This window comes from Ensifer sp. Root423, assembly GCF_001426275.1.
GTDB classification, from domain to species: Bacteria; Pseudomonadota; Alphaproteobacteria; order Rhizobiales; family Rhizobiaceae; genus Ensifer; species Ensifer adhaerens.
Map to the genome: position 1 here is coordinate 17895 of NZ_LMEG01000027.1, position 12650 is coordinate 30544.

Sequence of the window (12650 nt, forward strand, 5' to 3'; positions counted from 1 at the left end):
ATTTCCCCGGGGATCGTGCCTGTCTGCGCCGGCGGCGCTTTGCAATCCACGGCAAGGACTTTGCCCGATGATGATGAGTGAAATTCCCGTTCTGAAGCCGCTTCTGGAAGTGAGCGGCCTTAAGGTCGCCTATGGTGCGGTCGAAGCCCTGAAGGGTGTTGATCTCGCCGTCGGCAAAGGGCAGATCGTGACGTTGCTCGGCGCCAACGGCGCTGGCAAGAGCTCGACGCTGAACGCGCTTGTCGGTCTGGCGGGAAAGAAGGCCGGACGTGTGTCTTTCAACGGCCGGGATGTTTCCGGCCTCGCGCCGGAACAGATTGTCCGGCTCGGAATGACCTTGACGCCTGAGGGACGGCGCATCTTCCCGAGCCTCACCGTCGACGAACACCTGCTGCTCGGCGGCGCCATGCACAAGGCGCGTGGCGCGATATCAGAGGTGCGCGAAGACATGCTCTCGCGATTCCCGATCCTGAAAGAACGCCTCACCCAGAAGGCCGGCTCGCTCTCAGGGGGCGAACAGCAGATGCTCGCGATCGCCCGCTCGATGATGTCGTCGCCTGACTTGTTGCTGCTCGACGAGCCCTCGCTCGGCCTGGCGCCGCAGGTGGTGGATCTGATCTTCGACCTGATCGCCGGGCTGAGACAAAAAGGCCTGACGATCCTCCTGGTCGAGCAGAACGTCTCTCTGTCGCTCGAGATTGCTGACGCGGGCTACGTCATGGCCAACGGCCGGGTCGTGCTTTCGGGCACGGCCGCCGAACTGCGCAATTCAACCGAAATCCAGGGCGCCTATCTCGGCGCCTGAGCCGAGCGCGTGGAGGGTCAATTCATGGATATGTTCCTGCAGCAACTCGTCAATGCGCTCAGCCTCGGCGGCACTTATGCGCTTCTGGCGCTTGGCCTTGCGGTCGTCTTTTCGATCATGGGGCTCATCAATTTCGCCCATGGCGAACTGATGACGGCTGCCGGCTACGGCCTCTGCTTTGCCCTGTTGCTGGGCCTGCCGTTTCCGCTCGCTGTCTGTGCGGCTCTTTTGATCGCCATCGTGCTTGCCATGCTGATGGAGCGCATCGCCTTTCGGCCGGTGCGCGGCGCCAGTGGCACGACGCTGCTTCTAACGAGCTTTGCCGTTAGCGCGATCCTGCGCGTGATCTTCCAGAACTTCATTTCCGCCCGTCCGAAGCCGGTGCCGATGCCCGAGAGCTTTTCTGGCACGATCGAGATCGGCGGCCTGCATCTGGGCCTCATTCAGGGAACCTCGATCCTCGTCACGATCATCATGCTGGTCGGCCTGAACCTCTTCCTTCGCACGACCGTGCTCGGTCGTGCTATGCGTGCTGCATCCGAAGATTTCGCTATCGTTCGGCTGATGGGTATCCGCGCCAATGCGGTGGTCGCTACCGCCTTTGCGATCTCCGGCCTGCTTGCCGGCGTCGCCGGCATCCTCTGGGTGGCCCAGCGCGGCAGTGTCGATCCGTTGATGGGCTTCCTGCCAGTGCTCAAAGCCTTTATCGCCGCAATTATCGGTGGGCTCGGCAGCCTCTCCGGCGCTGTCGCCGGCGGCTTTCTGCTCGGCTTCATCGAAGTGTTCTTGCAAGCCTATCTGCCGGAAAGCCTGCTCAGCTACCGCGACGCCTTCACCATCCTGCTCGTCATCGGGGTTCTGCTCTTTGCTCCGCAGGGGTTGCTTGCAAAGAAGACCGTCATCAAGCTTTGATGTTCGCGAAAGCACCTGGTATCGGGATGATAGGGTCAGTGCAGACGCAAGCAATGGCAATGAGTTGGCATTGATCGTCCGCAATCACCTTGTGGGCTCGTCGAGGTCGGCAGGATTTGCGGCTTGCCCTTGGGCCCTGTCGTCTTCCCGTCATGGCACTTGGTATCAACGAATGGAATGGAAATGCCGCACATAGTCGTAAAGATGTTCCCTGGCCGCACCGAGGAGCAGAAACAGGAATTCGCCGCGAAAGTGGTCGAAGCTGCGAAAACCATCCTAGGCTCAAGCGACGCTTCGCTTTCCGTTTCCATCTTAGAAGTGGATCCGGCGGAGTGGGATGCGAGTGTCTACGACCCGGAAATAGTGGCGAACGAAAGCACGCTCTATAAACGGCCGGGTTACGGGGCTCTCTCACAGTCGTAGGGGGTGATCGCCGAGGGCGTTTTTGAATGAAGCGGGGGTGCCATGCAAACCCCGCTCGCCTCGGCCACACGGCCACTTTGCCCGGCATGCTGACAGGATTGGAGTGTCCAATTTTCATTCATCTGCTGGCGCTGCCAGCGGAAGAGCGCGCTATTCAGGATGGGGTGGCGCACCAGGCACCTGCGCTGGCTCCGTAGGCGCCAACCCCGCGACCCGGATCTACGTCTGCACTTGTGATCGTCAGGCTGAGCTCGGATCCCACGTCGGTTTGTCAACCGTGGTGCAAGGTACAGCCCGCCAATTGGAATGACGAGCATTGAGCAGCGTTGAATTCCCGTCCACCACGAGCCACAGCCCGTTGCCAAGGGCGTGTACAGTGAGGGGTTTTCGCTTCTCCTGCTTGCCGCGCGCCGACGCAAGCATATAGCGGTTCGCGCTGATGATGCCTCGTTCGCGCATTCGCGCGTTAACAAGCTGCTCGAGCGGAATAAGCAGATGTGCTTCTCCAAGATCGAAGTAGAGCGAAGGATCCTCCGGCAACCTTTCGAGCGCGGCCGCGATCTCTTGGTTCAACTCCATCTTTCCAACGGCGCCGTCGGCCTGGAGTGCTAGATACTTTCGCGACATTTCATCGGCTTTCATTCAGCGCTACAGCGACGAGCACTTCGCTGGGCCATCCCGGCCAGGACGACCCTGTTGCTCGTCGGCATTCGGTACCATTATCGCTCATGATTGCTGGGTATCTATGTGAAATCGCACTGTCGGCTGTCCGACCGACAAATTTCAACTGTTCCCCATTGTGCATGCTTGCTGTTGGGTCAATCGAAGGCTTTTCTTTCGTCTGCCAGGGTCCGCAGCGTTTGATGTGAAATCGGCCAATGAACCGATTTTTGCCATCTGAACGCTGCCGATCGCTTGAGCGCCTGCCTAGCTCAAAGGCCTTCGAGGGATCCCCCAGTGTCAGGCACCAATTGCTGCGCCCGTACCATCGAACAGCGAGGACCGGCTCTCGTCGATCCGGATCCCGACGGCTTCGCCAACGCGAAAAGGTGTGTCGGCCGGTGCGCTGACATTGATCAGGCCGAGCCGGCCGGCGCGAACGAAGACGCTCATATTGCCGCCGAGATACTCGCTCGCCTCGATGACGCCGCGGCAATGCCCAGTTTCCGGAGCAACCAGCGCCAAGTGCTCGGGCCTTGCGCCCAGTTTCTCGGGTTCGACCGTCCCTGGCATGGGAAGCGCTAGATCGCCTTCGCCGCTCAGGTCGAGGCGGCCGCCCTGGTCGCGCCGGCATGGCAGGAGGTTCATCTTTGGGCTGCCGATGAACTGCGCGACGAAAAGGTTCGCCGGCTTTTCGTAGAGGTCTCTCGGGCTACCCTGCTGCATGATCCGCCCGTCCTTCATCACGACGATCCGGTCGGCCAGCGTCATCGCCTCCACCTGGTCATGGGTCACATAGATCATGGTGGCGCCAAGCGTGCGATGCAGCTTGGCGATCTCAAGTCGCATATCGACGCGCAGCGCCGCATCGAGGTTTGAAAGCGGCTCGTCAAAGAGAAAGCCGACCGGCTCGCGCACAATTGCCCGCCCGATTGCGACTCGCTGGCGCTGGCCGCCCGAGAGCTCCTTCGGATAGCGGTCCAGAAGGGGCGTGATCTTCAGCGTTTCCGCCGCTGCCTCGATCTTGGCCCTTGCGGTCTCCGACGGCACCTTGGCGAGCCTCAGGCCGAAGCCCATGTTCTGCCGCACCGTCATGTGCGGATAGAGCGCATAGGACTGGAAGACCATGGCGAGCTGACGATCGACCGGCGAAGCGGACGTCGCATCCCGCCCATTGATCAAAATCTGGCCGTCGGTCGTTGCCTCGAGACCCGCGATCATGCGCAACAGCGTTGACTTGCCGCAGCCGGAGGGCCCGACGATGACGACGAATTCACCGTCGGCGATCTCAAGGTCGAGCTCCCGGATGATCTCAACTGCGCCGTAGCGCTTTCCGGCTTTCCTGAGCGAAATCGTTCCCATGCGTGTCTCCTGGAATATCAACCCTTGACCGCGCCGGCGGTCATCGATCCACTGATCTGGCGGTACATCACGAGGCCGAGCAGCATTGGCGGCAAAGCGCCGACGACCATCACTGCCGATGCTACGCCCCACTGCACACCGCCGCCGCTTGCGGCAAAAAAGAAGGATGCGCCGACCGTGACCGGAACTGCCTTGGAGGTCGTCAGCATCAGGCCGAAGAGGAATTCGTTCCACGCGGTGATGAAGCCGAAGATCAGGCTGGTGACGATCGCCGGCCGGCAGAGCGGCATCACGACCTTGATGAGGATCTGCGTGCGGTTTGCACCATCCATGAGGGCAGCCTCGTCGAGTTCCGCGGGCAGGTCACGGATGGCGTTGACGAGGATGACGAGCGCAAGCGGCAGGTTGACGATCGTCAGGATCAGCCCCAGCCCCAGGCGCGTATCAAGCAGCGCAAGCCACTGGAACATCATGTAGAGCGGGATCGCGAAGATGATCAGCGGCACGGCGCGCAGGTTGACAATAAAGGGCAGGAGTGTGCGTTCGCCAATCTTGCCGCGGGCAATCGCGTAGGCTGCGGGGAGCGCCAGCGCCACGGCAAGTACCGTTCCCATCAGCGCCACAGCAAGGCTGTTGAACAGATAGAGGAAGATGTTCAGCCGATCGGAGACCTCGAACACGGCGCGGTAGTTCTCAAATGTCGGGGCCTGGACCCAGAGACCGGGGTTGCCGGAAAGCTCGCGCGCACTCTTGAACGAGGTGGAAAGCGTCACCAACACCGGAAAGTTCAAGCCGATGGCGGCAACAGCGAAAACGAACCAACGGAGTGCTGACATCATCGCTTGGCTCCTTTCCGCCGGCTGGCGAGAGCATTGAGGCCATAAAGCACGGCGAAGGAGGCGACGAACAGGACGACTGAGGCGGCAACCGCCTTGCCGATGGCGCCCTGCTTGAAGAAGGCCTCATAGATGTAGATCGACAGCGATGCCGTCGATCCGCCGGGACCGCTCCCGGTCAACACATAGACGTTGTCAAAGACCCGGAAGCCGTCGATGAAGCGGATAAGCAACGCGGCCGCGATCGTAGGGCCCATCATCGGCAGTTCGATGAACCACAGGCGCTGCAGGCTTCGCGCCCCGTCCATTGCGGATGCTTCGGCAATCTCGGAAGGGATCGCCTGATAGGCCATGTAGAAAAGCAGCAGCGTGAATGGTGTCCACTGCAACGTCTCAACGACGACCAGGGTCCAGAAGGCGGAGCCGGGCCCAAGGAACGAGATGCTGGCGCCGAAATAGGTCCAGAGATAATAAGGTATCGGCCCGACGAATTCGTGCAGGACAAGGCGGTACATCAGGCCGACCAGTGCCGGTGCGACCATGAGCGGCAGCATCAGGATCGCCATCAGCCAGCTCCGTTTTTCGATGAGCGGCGACAGGAAGATCGCCAGCGACAGCCCGAGCAGGCATTCGAGAATAGCGGTCAAGAGGCCGAAGCGCAGTGAGAACCAGCTCGCCTGCCAGAAAGCCGCATCGCTCCAGACCGAGACAAAGTTCTTGAGCCCGGTAAACGTCGGCTGGCGTAGCGTCTCGAAGGAGACCTCGGAGACCGAATAGATCAGATTGACGAGGGCCGGGAAGCCCAGGAAAACGAGCAGGAAGAGAACGAGCGGCGTGGCGAGCAGCCGGAACTCAGGGGCATTGGATTGCGGTCTGGCTATCGTCATGGCACCGATCTGTGTCTGTTGTCGGTCGGGCAAGGGGACGCAAGGTGTTTCCTCGGTCCACTTCCCAGTGCCTGTTACAGGAGATCTAGCCAGCCCAAATCCTTGAGCTGGATGGCTCTTTGGCACCGCGGACGCGGCGCACCTGGATCCCGTGTGGAGCACTGGCAAGTGGGGTGGAGAAAGATTCCCCGGTACCCGCTTGTCGTTGAGGGCTGCGGCCTCCTGGTGGACGCCGCAACCCTTTCACTTACTTCAGCAGGTCTGCCATGCCCTTTTCGGTGTTAGCGAGCGCATCCTCGATCGATTGCTGGCCGGACCAGTAACCGGTGAACTCCTTGGCCTGCAGTTCGTAGACCGACAGCGCCTTGGCTGACGTAGCACCGTTCATGACGTAACCGTACTTGCCGGCGAATTCGCCGAGCTTGACGAGATCAGGCCGGGAATCGGCGACCTCAACGACCACTTCCGGCGTCAGGGCTGGTGCGCCGTTGTTTTTGGCGTAGATCAGCGCCGCTTCCTTGGAAGACAGCCACTTCACGAACTTGGCCGCACCCTCCTTGTTTTCGGCATTCTTGTTGAGGCCGAAACCGAGGCCGTGGATATGGGTGAAGCGCCCTTGAGGACCTGCAGGTGGTGCGACCGTTTCGGTCACGTCTGCCACAGCAGGGGATTTCTCCTTGCTCGTCAGGTCGCCGGCTGCCGCATTCCATTGCAGCATTGCGGCCACTTGGCCAGACGCAAAGGCGGCATTCGCCTCGGCAAATTCGTAAGACAGTGAGTCCTTCGGTGATGCGCCATTGTCGTAGAGCAGCTTGTAGATCTCGAGGCCCTTTCGATAGGCATCGGAGTTCACGGTGATCTTGCCGCTGTCGTCCCTCCAGTTCGCACCATAGGCGCGTGGTACCGACTGCCAGACCATGATGTTGAAGAGAAGGTTCTTGAGCTGCAGCACCGTGCCGTAGCGGGTCGGGCTGTCCGGGTTGACCGCCTGAGTGAAGTAGAGCGCGGTGGCGGCGTAATCGTCCCAGGTCCACTCGTCCGGGATCTTGGGCTCCAGCTTCTTGCCGAGATACTTCTCCGAGATCTCGGCATATTTCGCCTTGCCGGCGTCATCTTTCAGCAGGGCCTCGATCAGGTCCTTGCGGAAATACATGAAGTGAAGCGAGAGATCGGTTGGCACGCCATATTGCTTGCCCTGGTACTGCATGGTCGACAGTACGGAATCGCCATAGACCGCCTTGGCTTCGCCCGAAAGTTCGACCGGCTCCATGAACGGCGCGTAACGGCCGATCGAATAGGTAGCGAGCAGGTTGAGGTCGAAGGCCTTCGAGCCAGCGGCGAGATCGGCCTGCAGCTTGTCCCAGAAGCCGTCTCGGTTGAAGAACAGAAGTTCGACCTTGTCGTTCTCGGCAACGTCTGACTTGGCGTTGTAGGCGTCGGCGGCAGCCCGCAGTGCCGTTTCTTCCGGGCCGCCCGGCCAGCCGAGCACCGTTACTTCCGCAAGGGCCGGCGTGGCCGCCAGCAGGCTCGCAATACCCGCTGCGGCGAGCAGCGCACGTCTTTTCGTTGTCGCAAATGTCATTTTTGGTTCTCCCTCAAGTTTTGTTGACACTCTGCAAGATTAGCAACGCCGATCACCCCTGCATTCTCCCCAAGGGCGGCGGCGTGTAGCGCTGGTCGAAGGCGTGGCGGCACCGGTTCCAGTGCGCGTTCGACGGCGGCGAGATAGCCTTCGGCCAGGCCGATGCTGCCGCCGATGACGATGCGTTTCGGGTCCAACGTGAGCTGGATGTTGCGGCAGAGCAGCGCGGTTCGCCCCGCGGATGTTTCGATGATGCGCCTGGCCCAGTCATCGGCATTTCGGGCCGCGGCAAAGACGTCGCGCGCGGTGGCGCCGGATTGGTGGGGGGATGCCTCCCTGGCGATCCAGTGGCCGGACACGCGATCTTCGAGCACATCATCAGCCCATTCGGCACTACGCGATTGGCCGAAGTGTCCGGCGAGGCCCTCGAGCAGACGCCCGTTCAGGACGATGCCGCCGCCGATGCCGGTGGAGATCGTCAGGAAGACCATGTCTTCGCGGTTGCCTGCGCCAAAGGCGTATTCACCCCAGGCGGCCGCATGGGCGTCGTTTGCGGCCAGTACCGGTACGTCAGCAAGTCGTTCGATCGTCGCTGTCAGCGGAAACCGGTCAGGTATGGCGAGTGTGTTGCGGTTGAGCGCTGACCATTGGCCGTTATCGACAATGCCAGTGACCGCGGCGCCGACCGAGCCGTACGCACCGCGCCAGGACGCGATCGCACCGAAGAGTGCGGCGAGCCACTGGGTCGGGTCGCCTTCGCGGGGCGTCGGCATCCGGTGCGTGTCGACGATCTCTGTTCCCCGGATAAGGGCAGCCAGCATCTTCGTGCCGCCGACATCGATCGAAAGAACGGTCCGGGGCTCAGTCATGATCAAGCCTCGCTTCCGGCAAGCGTTTGATCGAGCGCCTGCCGGAACCACGCCGTCACATGTTCGGGACGCGTGATCGCGGAACCGACGACGACAGTGAAGGCCCCCGCCTGCAGCGCCTGAGCAGCCTGTTCGGGCGTGCGCACACAGCCTTCGGCAACCACGTGAGGGGTGAGGCCACGCATGGCGGCGATGAGCGCGAAGTCCGGCTCGCTCGGCTCGACCGGTCCGGTGTAGCCAGCAAGGGTTGAGCCGACGATCTCGGCACCTTCGGCAAGCGCGCGCTCGGCGTCGGCGAAAACAGAGCAATCCGCCATGGCGATCTTGCCGCCGGCGTGAATGCGCTCGATCAGCGTCCTGGTCGCAACCGGCCGTTCGCGAGCAGTGGCATCATAGGCGATGATATCGGCGCCGGCTGCCGCCAGAGCATCGACGTCCTCGACAAAGGGGGTGATGCGGATCGGCGACGTCTCCAGGTCGCGTTTGACGAGGCCGATAATTGGCCGATCGGTCGCCTGGCGCACGGCGCGAACATAGTCTGCAGATTCGATGCGAAGGGCGGTTGCGCCGCCGTCGAGCGCGGCCAAGGCGAAACCGACAACCATGGCGGCATTGTCCATGACGCCGCCTTTCACCGGTTGGCAAGAAACGATCAGACCGTGCTTGAGGCTATGGATGTCGAAGGTCACGCAGGCTCTCCCAATGGAGGCCTCACGGTAACAGTGTAAGACCAGATTGCAACAGGAATTATACTGGTATTACCTCATCAGCTCGATTACGAAGTCGTAGACGTCACCCCGGTACTTGGTCTGGGTGAATTCGACAATTTGCCCATCGGCCAGGAAACAGCGCCGCTCCATGACGAGCAGGCTCGTGTCTTCGGGCGTTGCGAGCAGGCGTCGCTCTTCATCGCTTGCAGGCTTTGCCTGCATGCGCTGCAGTGCCCGGACAGGCAAAGCGCCGTGGGCTGCGAGATATTCGTACAAGGACGCGCCGATGGCGTCCGGATCCGGCACAAAGCGGGCGGGAAGCGATGCCGTTTCGATCGCGATCGGCGTGTCGTTGGCCGTCCTCAATCGTCTAAGGCGTACGATTTTTTCTCCCGCCGGAATGCCAAGCGCCATCATTTCAGCGGGTGACGGGCGGCTGATTTCACGTGAGATCCAGGTGCAACCGGGTTCCAGCCCGCGCGAGCGCATATCTTCGGAGAAGCTCGTCATCGTGGCCAGGGATTTCTCGACACGTGATGAAACAACGGTCTTTGCCCCCTGGCGGCGGTCAAGCAGGCCATCAGCGACGAGCCCTTCGATCGCCTTGCGCACCGTCACGCGCGAAATCGAAAGGCCCTCGCTCAAGTCCCGCTCGCTGGGGATGACCGAACCGCGGCGGAGTGTCGAGGCGCTGATGGCCTGTTTGATCGCCTCTTCAAGGCGGCGATAGAGCGGCTCGCCGCTGTCGCCCGACATTTGGCTGGCAAGAAACTCGAGCGTTGTCTGATCGTTCATGGGGATCACCTTTCCGGATGACCCCTTATGCAAAATTTTTCATAGGTTTTAAACTGGTATTGTCGTAATCGGCCTCAGCGACACATGCCGGGCCAATGTGTGGCGCCGATCCGTGGCGGCAAATGGCGTCCTGCACGAGCCTAAAGCAGTGCCACTATCGCTGCGATGAACAGCATTGCGAGCACCGCGAGTGCAAGATGGAGTAGGTTCGCCCGGTGGCTTTGGCTTCTAAAAGTTCGCGCCATGTTCTTTACCTCACGATCTGACATGTAACGCACAGCTCTCATGATGGTTCATGGCCATCGCAGCTGAACCGTCGGCTGGCGACCGCCTATGCATTTCCCACATGGGAGCGCTGAGTTTTGAGCGCTGCAACTTAGGGAAAGCCTGAGTTATAAGGTGTTCATCGAAGCGAAACGAGGCGCCACGGACTGGCAGCCAGGCTTCGAAAGCCCATTGAAAGGGGGATCAAATGAACATCGCACGCTCCAGCGACCTCGGCATCGAACGCGCCGACATCGACCGCGTCGCACGTACGGCCTTCGCCCGCTAAGGCGATCTTAAAGACTGAAGTATTGCCAAGCGCCTGCATCTCCTGTGGGCGCTTTTGCTTTTGAGGTCATGGAGTTAGTTGGGGCGTAGGGAACACCATATGTTCCAGGCTGGCGCGCCCCGCAAAATCGTCCACAAGAAAACCCCGCCGGGGAAGGCGGGGCAAGGCTCACGCCCAGTTGGCTCGGGGAAGAAACTCCATTAGAAGACTGACATGCGCACGTAGCGAAGAATGAAACAGGCTGTTGCGGATTGCTGATGAGCTCCCTGATGACCGTTCGTCGTCTTCAAGGCGAGCCCTGCGGCACTGGCGAAGGCACGCCGAGTCTTATTGCCTTTGAGAAATTTGGCGACAACCCGTCGTCCCGAGCACGTTGACCGATATGACTGGCATTTCTGAGTTCTGCGAGCGACACTGACGTATCGACCGCCCCCCGATCATAAGCGTAGTCGGGAAGATACCCGTTGACGATGAGACGCCAGTCGAACGGGATCGAGTCTCCTACAACGCGCATCATCTTGACAACCGTCGTCGTGCAGTTGGTCGTAAGCGAGTTGTAGAAGAGCGGCGTTGTGGCAAGAGCGTTGGCGTCTGTAACATACTCGCGCAGAAGCGCACGCGCCTGGTCAGGTGACGCCTTCAGGCGATAGATTTGAACATCCTCGCTGCGGAAATTTGACCGGACGCCCACCACGTCCCGTTCGTCGGCTGCGATGATCACCAAAGGATTGCTCTTGAACAAATCTGCGAGCGGGGAGAACGCGCCGCCAACCCGCCGACGGACTTCGACCGACCACGGGAGCTGCTCGCCGCCTTCAAATCCAAAGCTGAATATTACATGGGCAATCTCTGGCCCCGCCCAATAGGACATGAACAGGTCGACTGTTCGGAGCTTCCTCATATCGTAGGTCCGCGTGGTCCACCCTTCGACGAATTCCGTGCTGCTGTGCCATTCGAAGTTGCGAACATTGGTTAGTGTCAGCAGGTCGCCGTGAAATTCGCCTGTAACCTGTCGTGCAACATCAGGTGCCCACGAACCGTCTTCGACGGGTTTGATCGTCCTCCACCAAATCAAGACAACTGCGAACGCAACTGCAAATACCAGGAGAGCTTTGAGACGCCAGCGGCCAAACAGCGCGGCGACCGTCAAAAGCCCGACAAGTGCAAAGAGCCCGGCGATAAAACCTCTTGTGAATTCGGAAACGGGAAGACGATACCACAATGCAAGCGAGGCCCATGCGGCTGCCACGGCTAGCAGAATCGCCGGCGGAACAGTCAGAACAACCAGAGCCCAGCGACTCCAGCCACTCCTTTGCTTGTTCCAACCTGGATTCCTCAACACTCCAGGTCCCGCGTAGTTTGCCAGCCGCTTTGTTTGGGCTGCCGCTTGCTCATGTTTGACTCCTTTCGTCACATTCTCGATTGGCCCATTTCAAGAGCCGCTTAAACCACACAGTATTTCCCCAGGTTCGCTCTTCGTCAGCATTATGTCGAATATATCGTACTACTGAAGAACGTAACGGTTACATTCCGCACGAGCGCGTTGCAGCCGGGGTGAGGAGGGAACCGTCAATTATTGACGGGAAAACCTCCGGAAATCGTCAACTGCCACCAACCGTATACTGGCTCGGCATCTTCGCGCGACCGTTGTTTGCCGCCAGGCAAAGCACTCATCGGTCAGTTCGCGATGTTCAGGTGGTCAATGACCTCAGGTCAATTGCGCGCGAGGGATGGGAAGAGCTAGCGTCGATGGCGAGGGGCAAAATCGCCGTCACCCGTGATTAGGGTTCTCGAATAGCAGGAACGTCGTCCTCGAGGATCGGGAATGAACCTTCAATCGCTGCGCCAATGAAGGCTTTCCGTGACAGATCCAGCGCTTCGCCGCGCTCTAATGCGCCATGGCAGCGATTCCTTGCGCGTTCTTAGAACCATCCGCCCTGGGGCAACTCATTCAGATATTGCAGGGCATCGTGTGGTCCGTGGATACACCGCTCGCCATTCACGCCAATCCTGACAGGATTATCCCAAATGATGGTTTGCATTTGCGTTGACTCCGGTTCGGCACAGAACGTCTAGCGGGAAGCATTGTTCCAACCATCGCTTTGGTAGTTGAGAGACACGGGTTCGCCACGATGGTCACGTGCCGCCGACGCCTTGCTATAGCGCGGCGATCAGGATGAGACGGCGGCGACAATCTGGATGAGACTCTTATGTCGCGGTCGGGATGAAAGTATCATGCTGATTGTCGCTGGCAAG

12 protein-coding genes are annotated in these 12650 nt (G+C 60.2%); 3 read left to right on the forward strand and 9 right to left on the reverse strand.

The window, feature by feature from the left end:
* The first annotated feature begins 67 nt into the window (after window positions 1-67).
* The 3 genes from ASD01_RS22850 to ASD01_RS22860 all read left to right on the forward strand — a co-directional run bounded on the left by ASD01_RS22850 (window position 68) and on the right by ASD01_RS22860 (window position 2140).
* Window positions 68-805: an ABC transporter ATP-binding protein gene (locus tag ASD01_RS22850; RefSeq protein ID WP_226020830.1), complete on the forward strand. Its 738-nt coding sequence runs from the start codon at window positions 68-70 to the stop codon at window positions 803-805.
* Between the two features lie 24 nt (window positions 806-829).
* Complete coding sequence (locus tag ASD01_RS22855; RefSeq protein ID WP_176960447.1) at window positions 830-1717, forward strand: branched-chain amino acid ABC transporter permease; 888 nt, start codon at window positions 830-832, stop codon at window positions 1715-1717.
* Between the two features lie 183 nt (window positions 1718-1900).
* Complete coding sequence (locus tag ASD01_RS22860) at window positions 1901-2140, forward strand: tautomerase family protein (protein ID WP_060609394.1); 240 nt, start codon at window positions 1901-1903, stop codon at window positions 2138-2140.
* Between the two features lie 240 nt (window positions 2141-2380).
* Here the strand turns inward: ASD01_RS22860 and ASD01_RS22865 are convergent, their stop codons facing one another.
* The 9 genes from ASD01_RS22865 to ASD01_RS22905 form a co-directional block, all read right to left on the reverse strand.
* A complete protein-coding gene (locus ASD01_RS22865; protein ID WP_060644495.1) occupies window positions 2381-2782 on the reverse strand; it encodes a hypothetical protein in 402 nt (133 codons plus the stop codon).
* Between the two features lie 318 nt (window positions 2783-3100).
* Window positions 3101-4162: an ABC transporter ATP-binding protein gene (locus ASD01_RS22870; protein WP_060644496.1), complete on the reverse strand. Its 1062-nt coding sequence runs from the start codon at window positions 4160-4162 to the stop codon at window positions 3101-3103.
* A 17-nt stretch (window positions 4163-4179) separates the two neighbouring features.
* Window positions 4180-5001: a carbohydrate ABC transporter permease gene (locus ASD01_RS22875; RefSeq protein WP_060516729.1), complete on the reverse strand. Its 822-nt coding sequence runs from the start codon at window positions 4999-5001 to the stop codon at window positions 4180-4182.
* Window positions 4998-5885 carry a carbohydrate ABC transporter permease gene (locus ASD01_RS22880; RefSeq protein WP_060644497.1) on the reverse strand — a complete coding sequence of 296 codons (888 nt, stop codon included), beginning with the start codon at window positions 5883-5885 and terminating at the stop codon, window positions 4998-5000. The genes ASD01_RS22875 and ASD01_RS22880 overlap by 4 nt, the downstream gene beginning before the upstream one ends.
* Window positions 5886-6132: 247 nt before the next feature.
* Window positions 6133-7467, reverse strand: coding sequence for an extracellular solute-binding protein (locus ASD01_RS22885; RefSeq protein WP_060644498.1), 1335 nt, complete (start codon window positions 7465-7467; stop codon window positions 6133-6135).
* Entirely contained in the window at window positions 7464-8288 is an 825-nt protein-coding gene (locus ASD01_RS37655; protein ID WP_244495299.1) for an ROK family protein, read from the reverse strand. Before ASD01_RS37655 ends, ASD01_RS22885 begins: the two co-directional genes overlap by 4 nt.
* Before the next feature lie 50 nt (window positions 8289-8338).
* Complete coding sequence (locus tag ASD01_RS37660; RefSeq protein WP_060516723.1) at window positions 8339-9025, reverse strand: N-acetylmannosamine-6-phosphate 2-epimerase; 687 nt, start codon at window positions 9023-9025, stop codon at window positions 8339-8341.
* A gap of 69 nt (window positions 9026-9094) precedes the next feature.
* A complete protein-coding gene (locus tag ASD01_RS22900) occupies window positions 9095-9841 on the reverse strand; it encodes a GntR family transcriptional regulator (protein WP_034798725.1) in 747 nt (248 codons plus the stop codon).
* A gap of 839 nt (window positions 9842-10680) precedes the next feature.
* On the reverse strand, window positions 10681-11682 hold the full coding sequence (locus ASD01_RS22905) for an Lnb N-terminal periplasmic domain-containing protein (protein WP_060517365.1): 1002 nt from the start codon (window positions 11680-11682) through the stop codon (window positions 10681-10683).
* Window positions 11683-12650: the final 968 nt, after the last annotated feature.

What these genes read in the sequence shown, in the direction of transcription:
- ASD01_RS22860 (WP_060609394.1), top strand. Translation starts at nt 1,901, where the DNA reads ATGCCGCACATAGTCGTAAAGATGTTCCCTGGCCGCACCGAGGAGCAG.
- ASD01_RS22855 (WP_176960447.1), top strand. Translation starts at nt 830, where the DNA reads ATGGATATGTTCCTGCAGCAACTCGTCAATGCGCTCAGCCTCGGCGGC.
- ASD01_RS22875 (WP_060516729.1), bottom strand. Translation starts at nt 5,001, where the DNA reads ATGATGTCAGCACTCCGTTGGTTCGTTTTCGCTGTTGCCGCCATCGGC.
- ASD01_RS22885 (WP_060644498.1), bottom strand. Translation starts at nt 7,467, where the DNA reads ATGACATTTGCGACAACGAAAAGACGTGCGCTGCTCGCCGCAGCGGGT.
- ASD01_RS22865 (WP_060644495.1), bottom strand. Translation starts at nt 2,782, where the DNA reads ATGAAAGCCGATGAAATGTCGCGAAAGTATCTAGCACTCCAGGCCGAC.
- ASD01_RS22900 (WP_034798725.1), bottom strand. Translation starts at nt 9,841, where the DNA reads ATGAACGATCAGACAACGCTCGAGTTTCTTGCCAGCCAAATGTCGGGC.
- ASD01_RS37655 (WP_244495299.1), bottom strand. Translation starts at nt 8,288, where the DNA reads ATGCTGGCTGCCCTTATCCGGGGAACAGAGATCGTCGACACGCACCGG.
- ASD01_RS22880 (WP_060644497.1), bottom strand. Translation starts at nt 5,885, where the DNA reads ATGACGATAGCCAGACCGCAATCCAATGCCCCTGAGTTCCGGCTGCTC.
- ASD01_RS22850 (WP_226020830.1), top strand. Translation starts at nt 68, where the DNA reads ATGATGATGAGTGAAATTCCCGTTCTGAAGCCGCTTCTGGAAGTGAGC.
- ASD01_RS22870 (WP_060644496.1), bottom strand. Translation starts at nt 4,162, where the DNA reads ATGGGAACGATTTCGCTCAGGAAAGCCGGAAAGCGCTACGGCGCAGTT.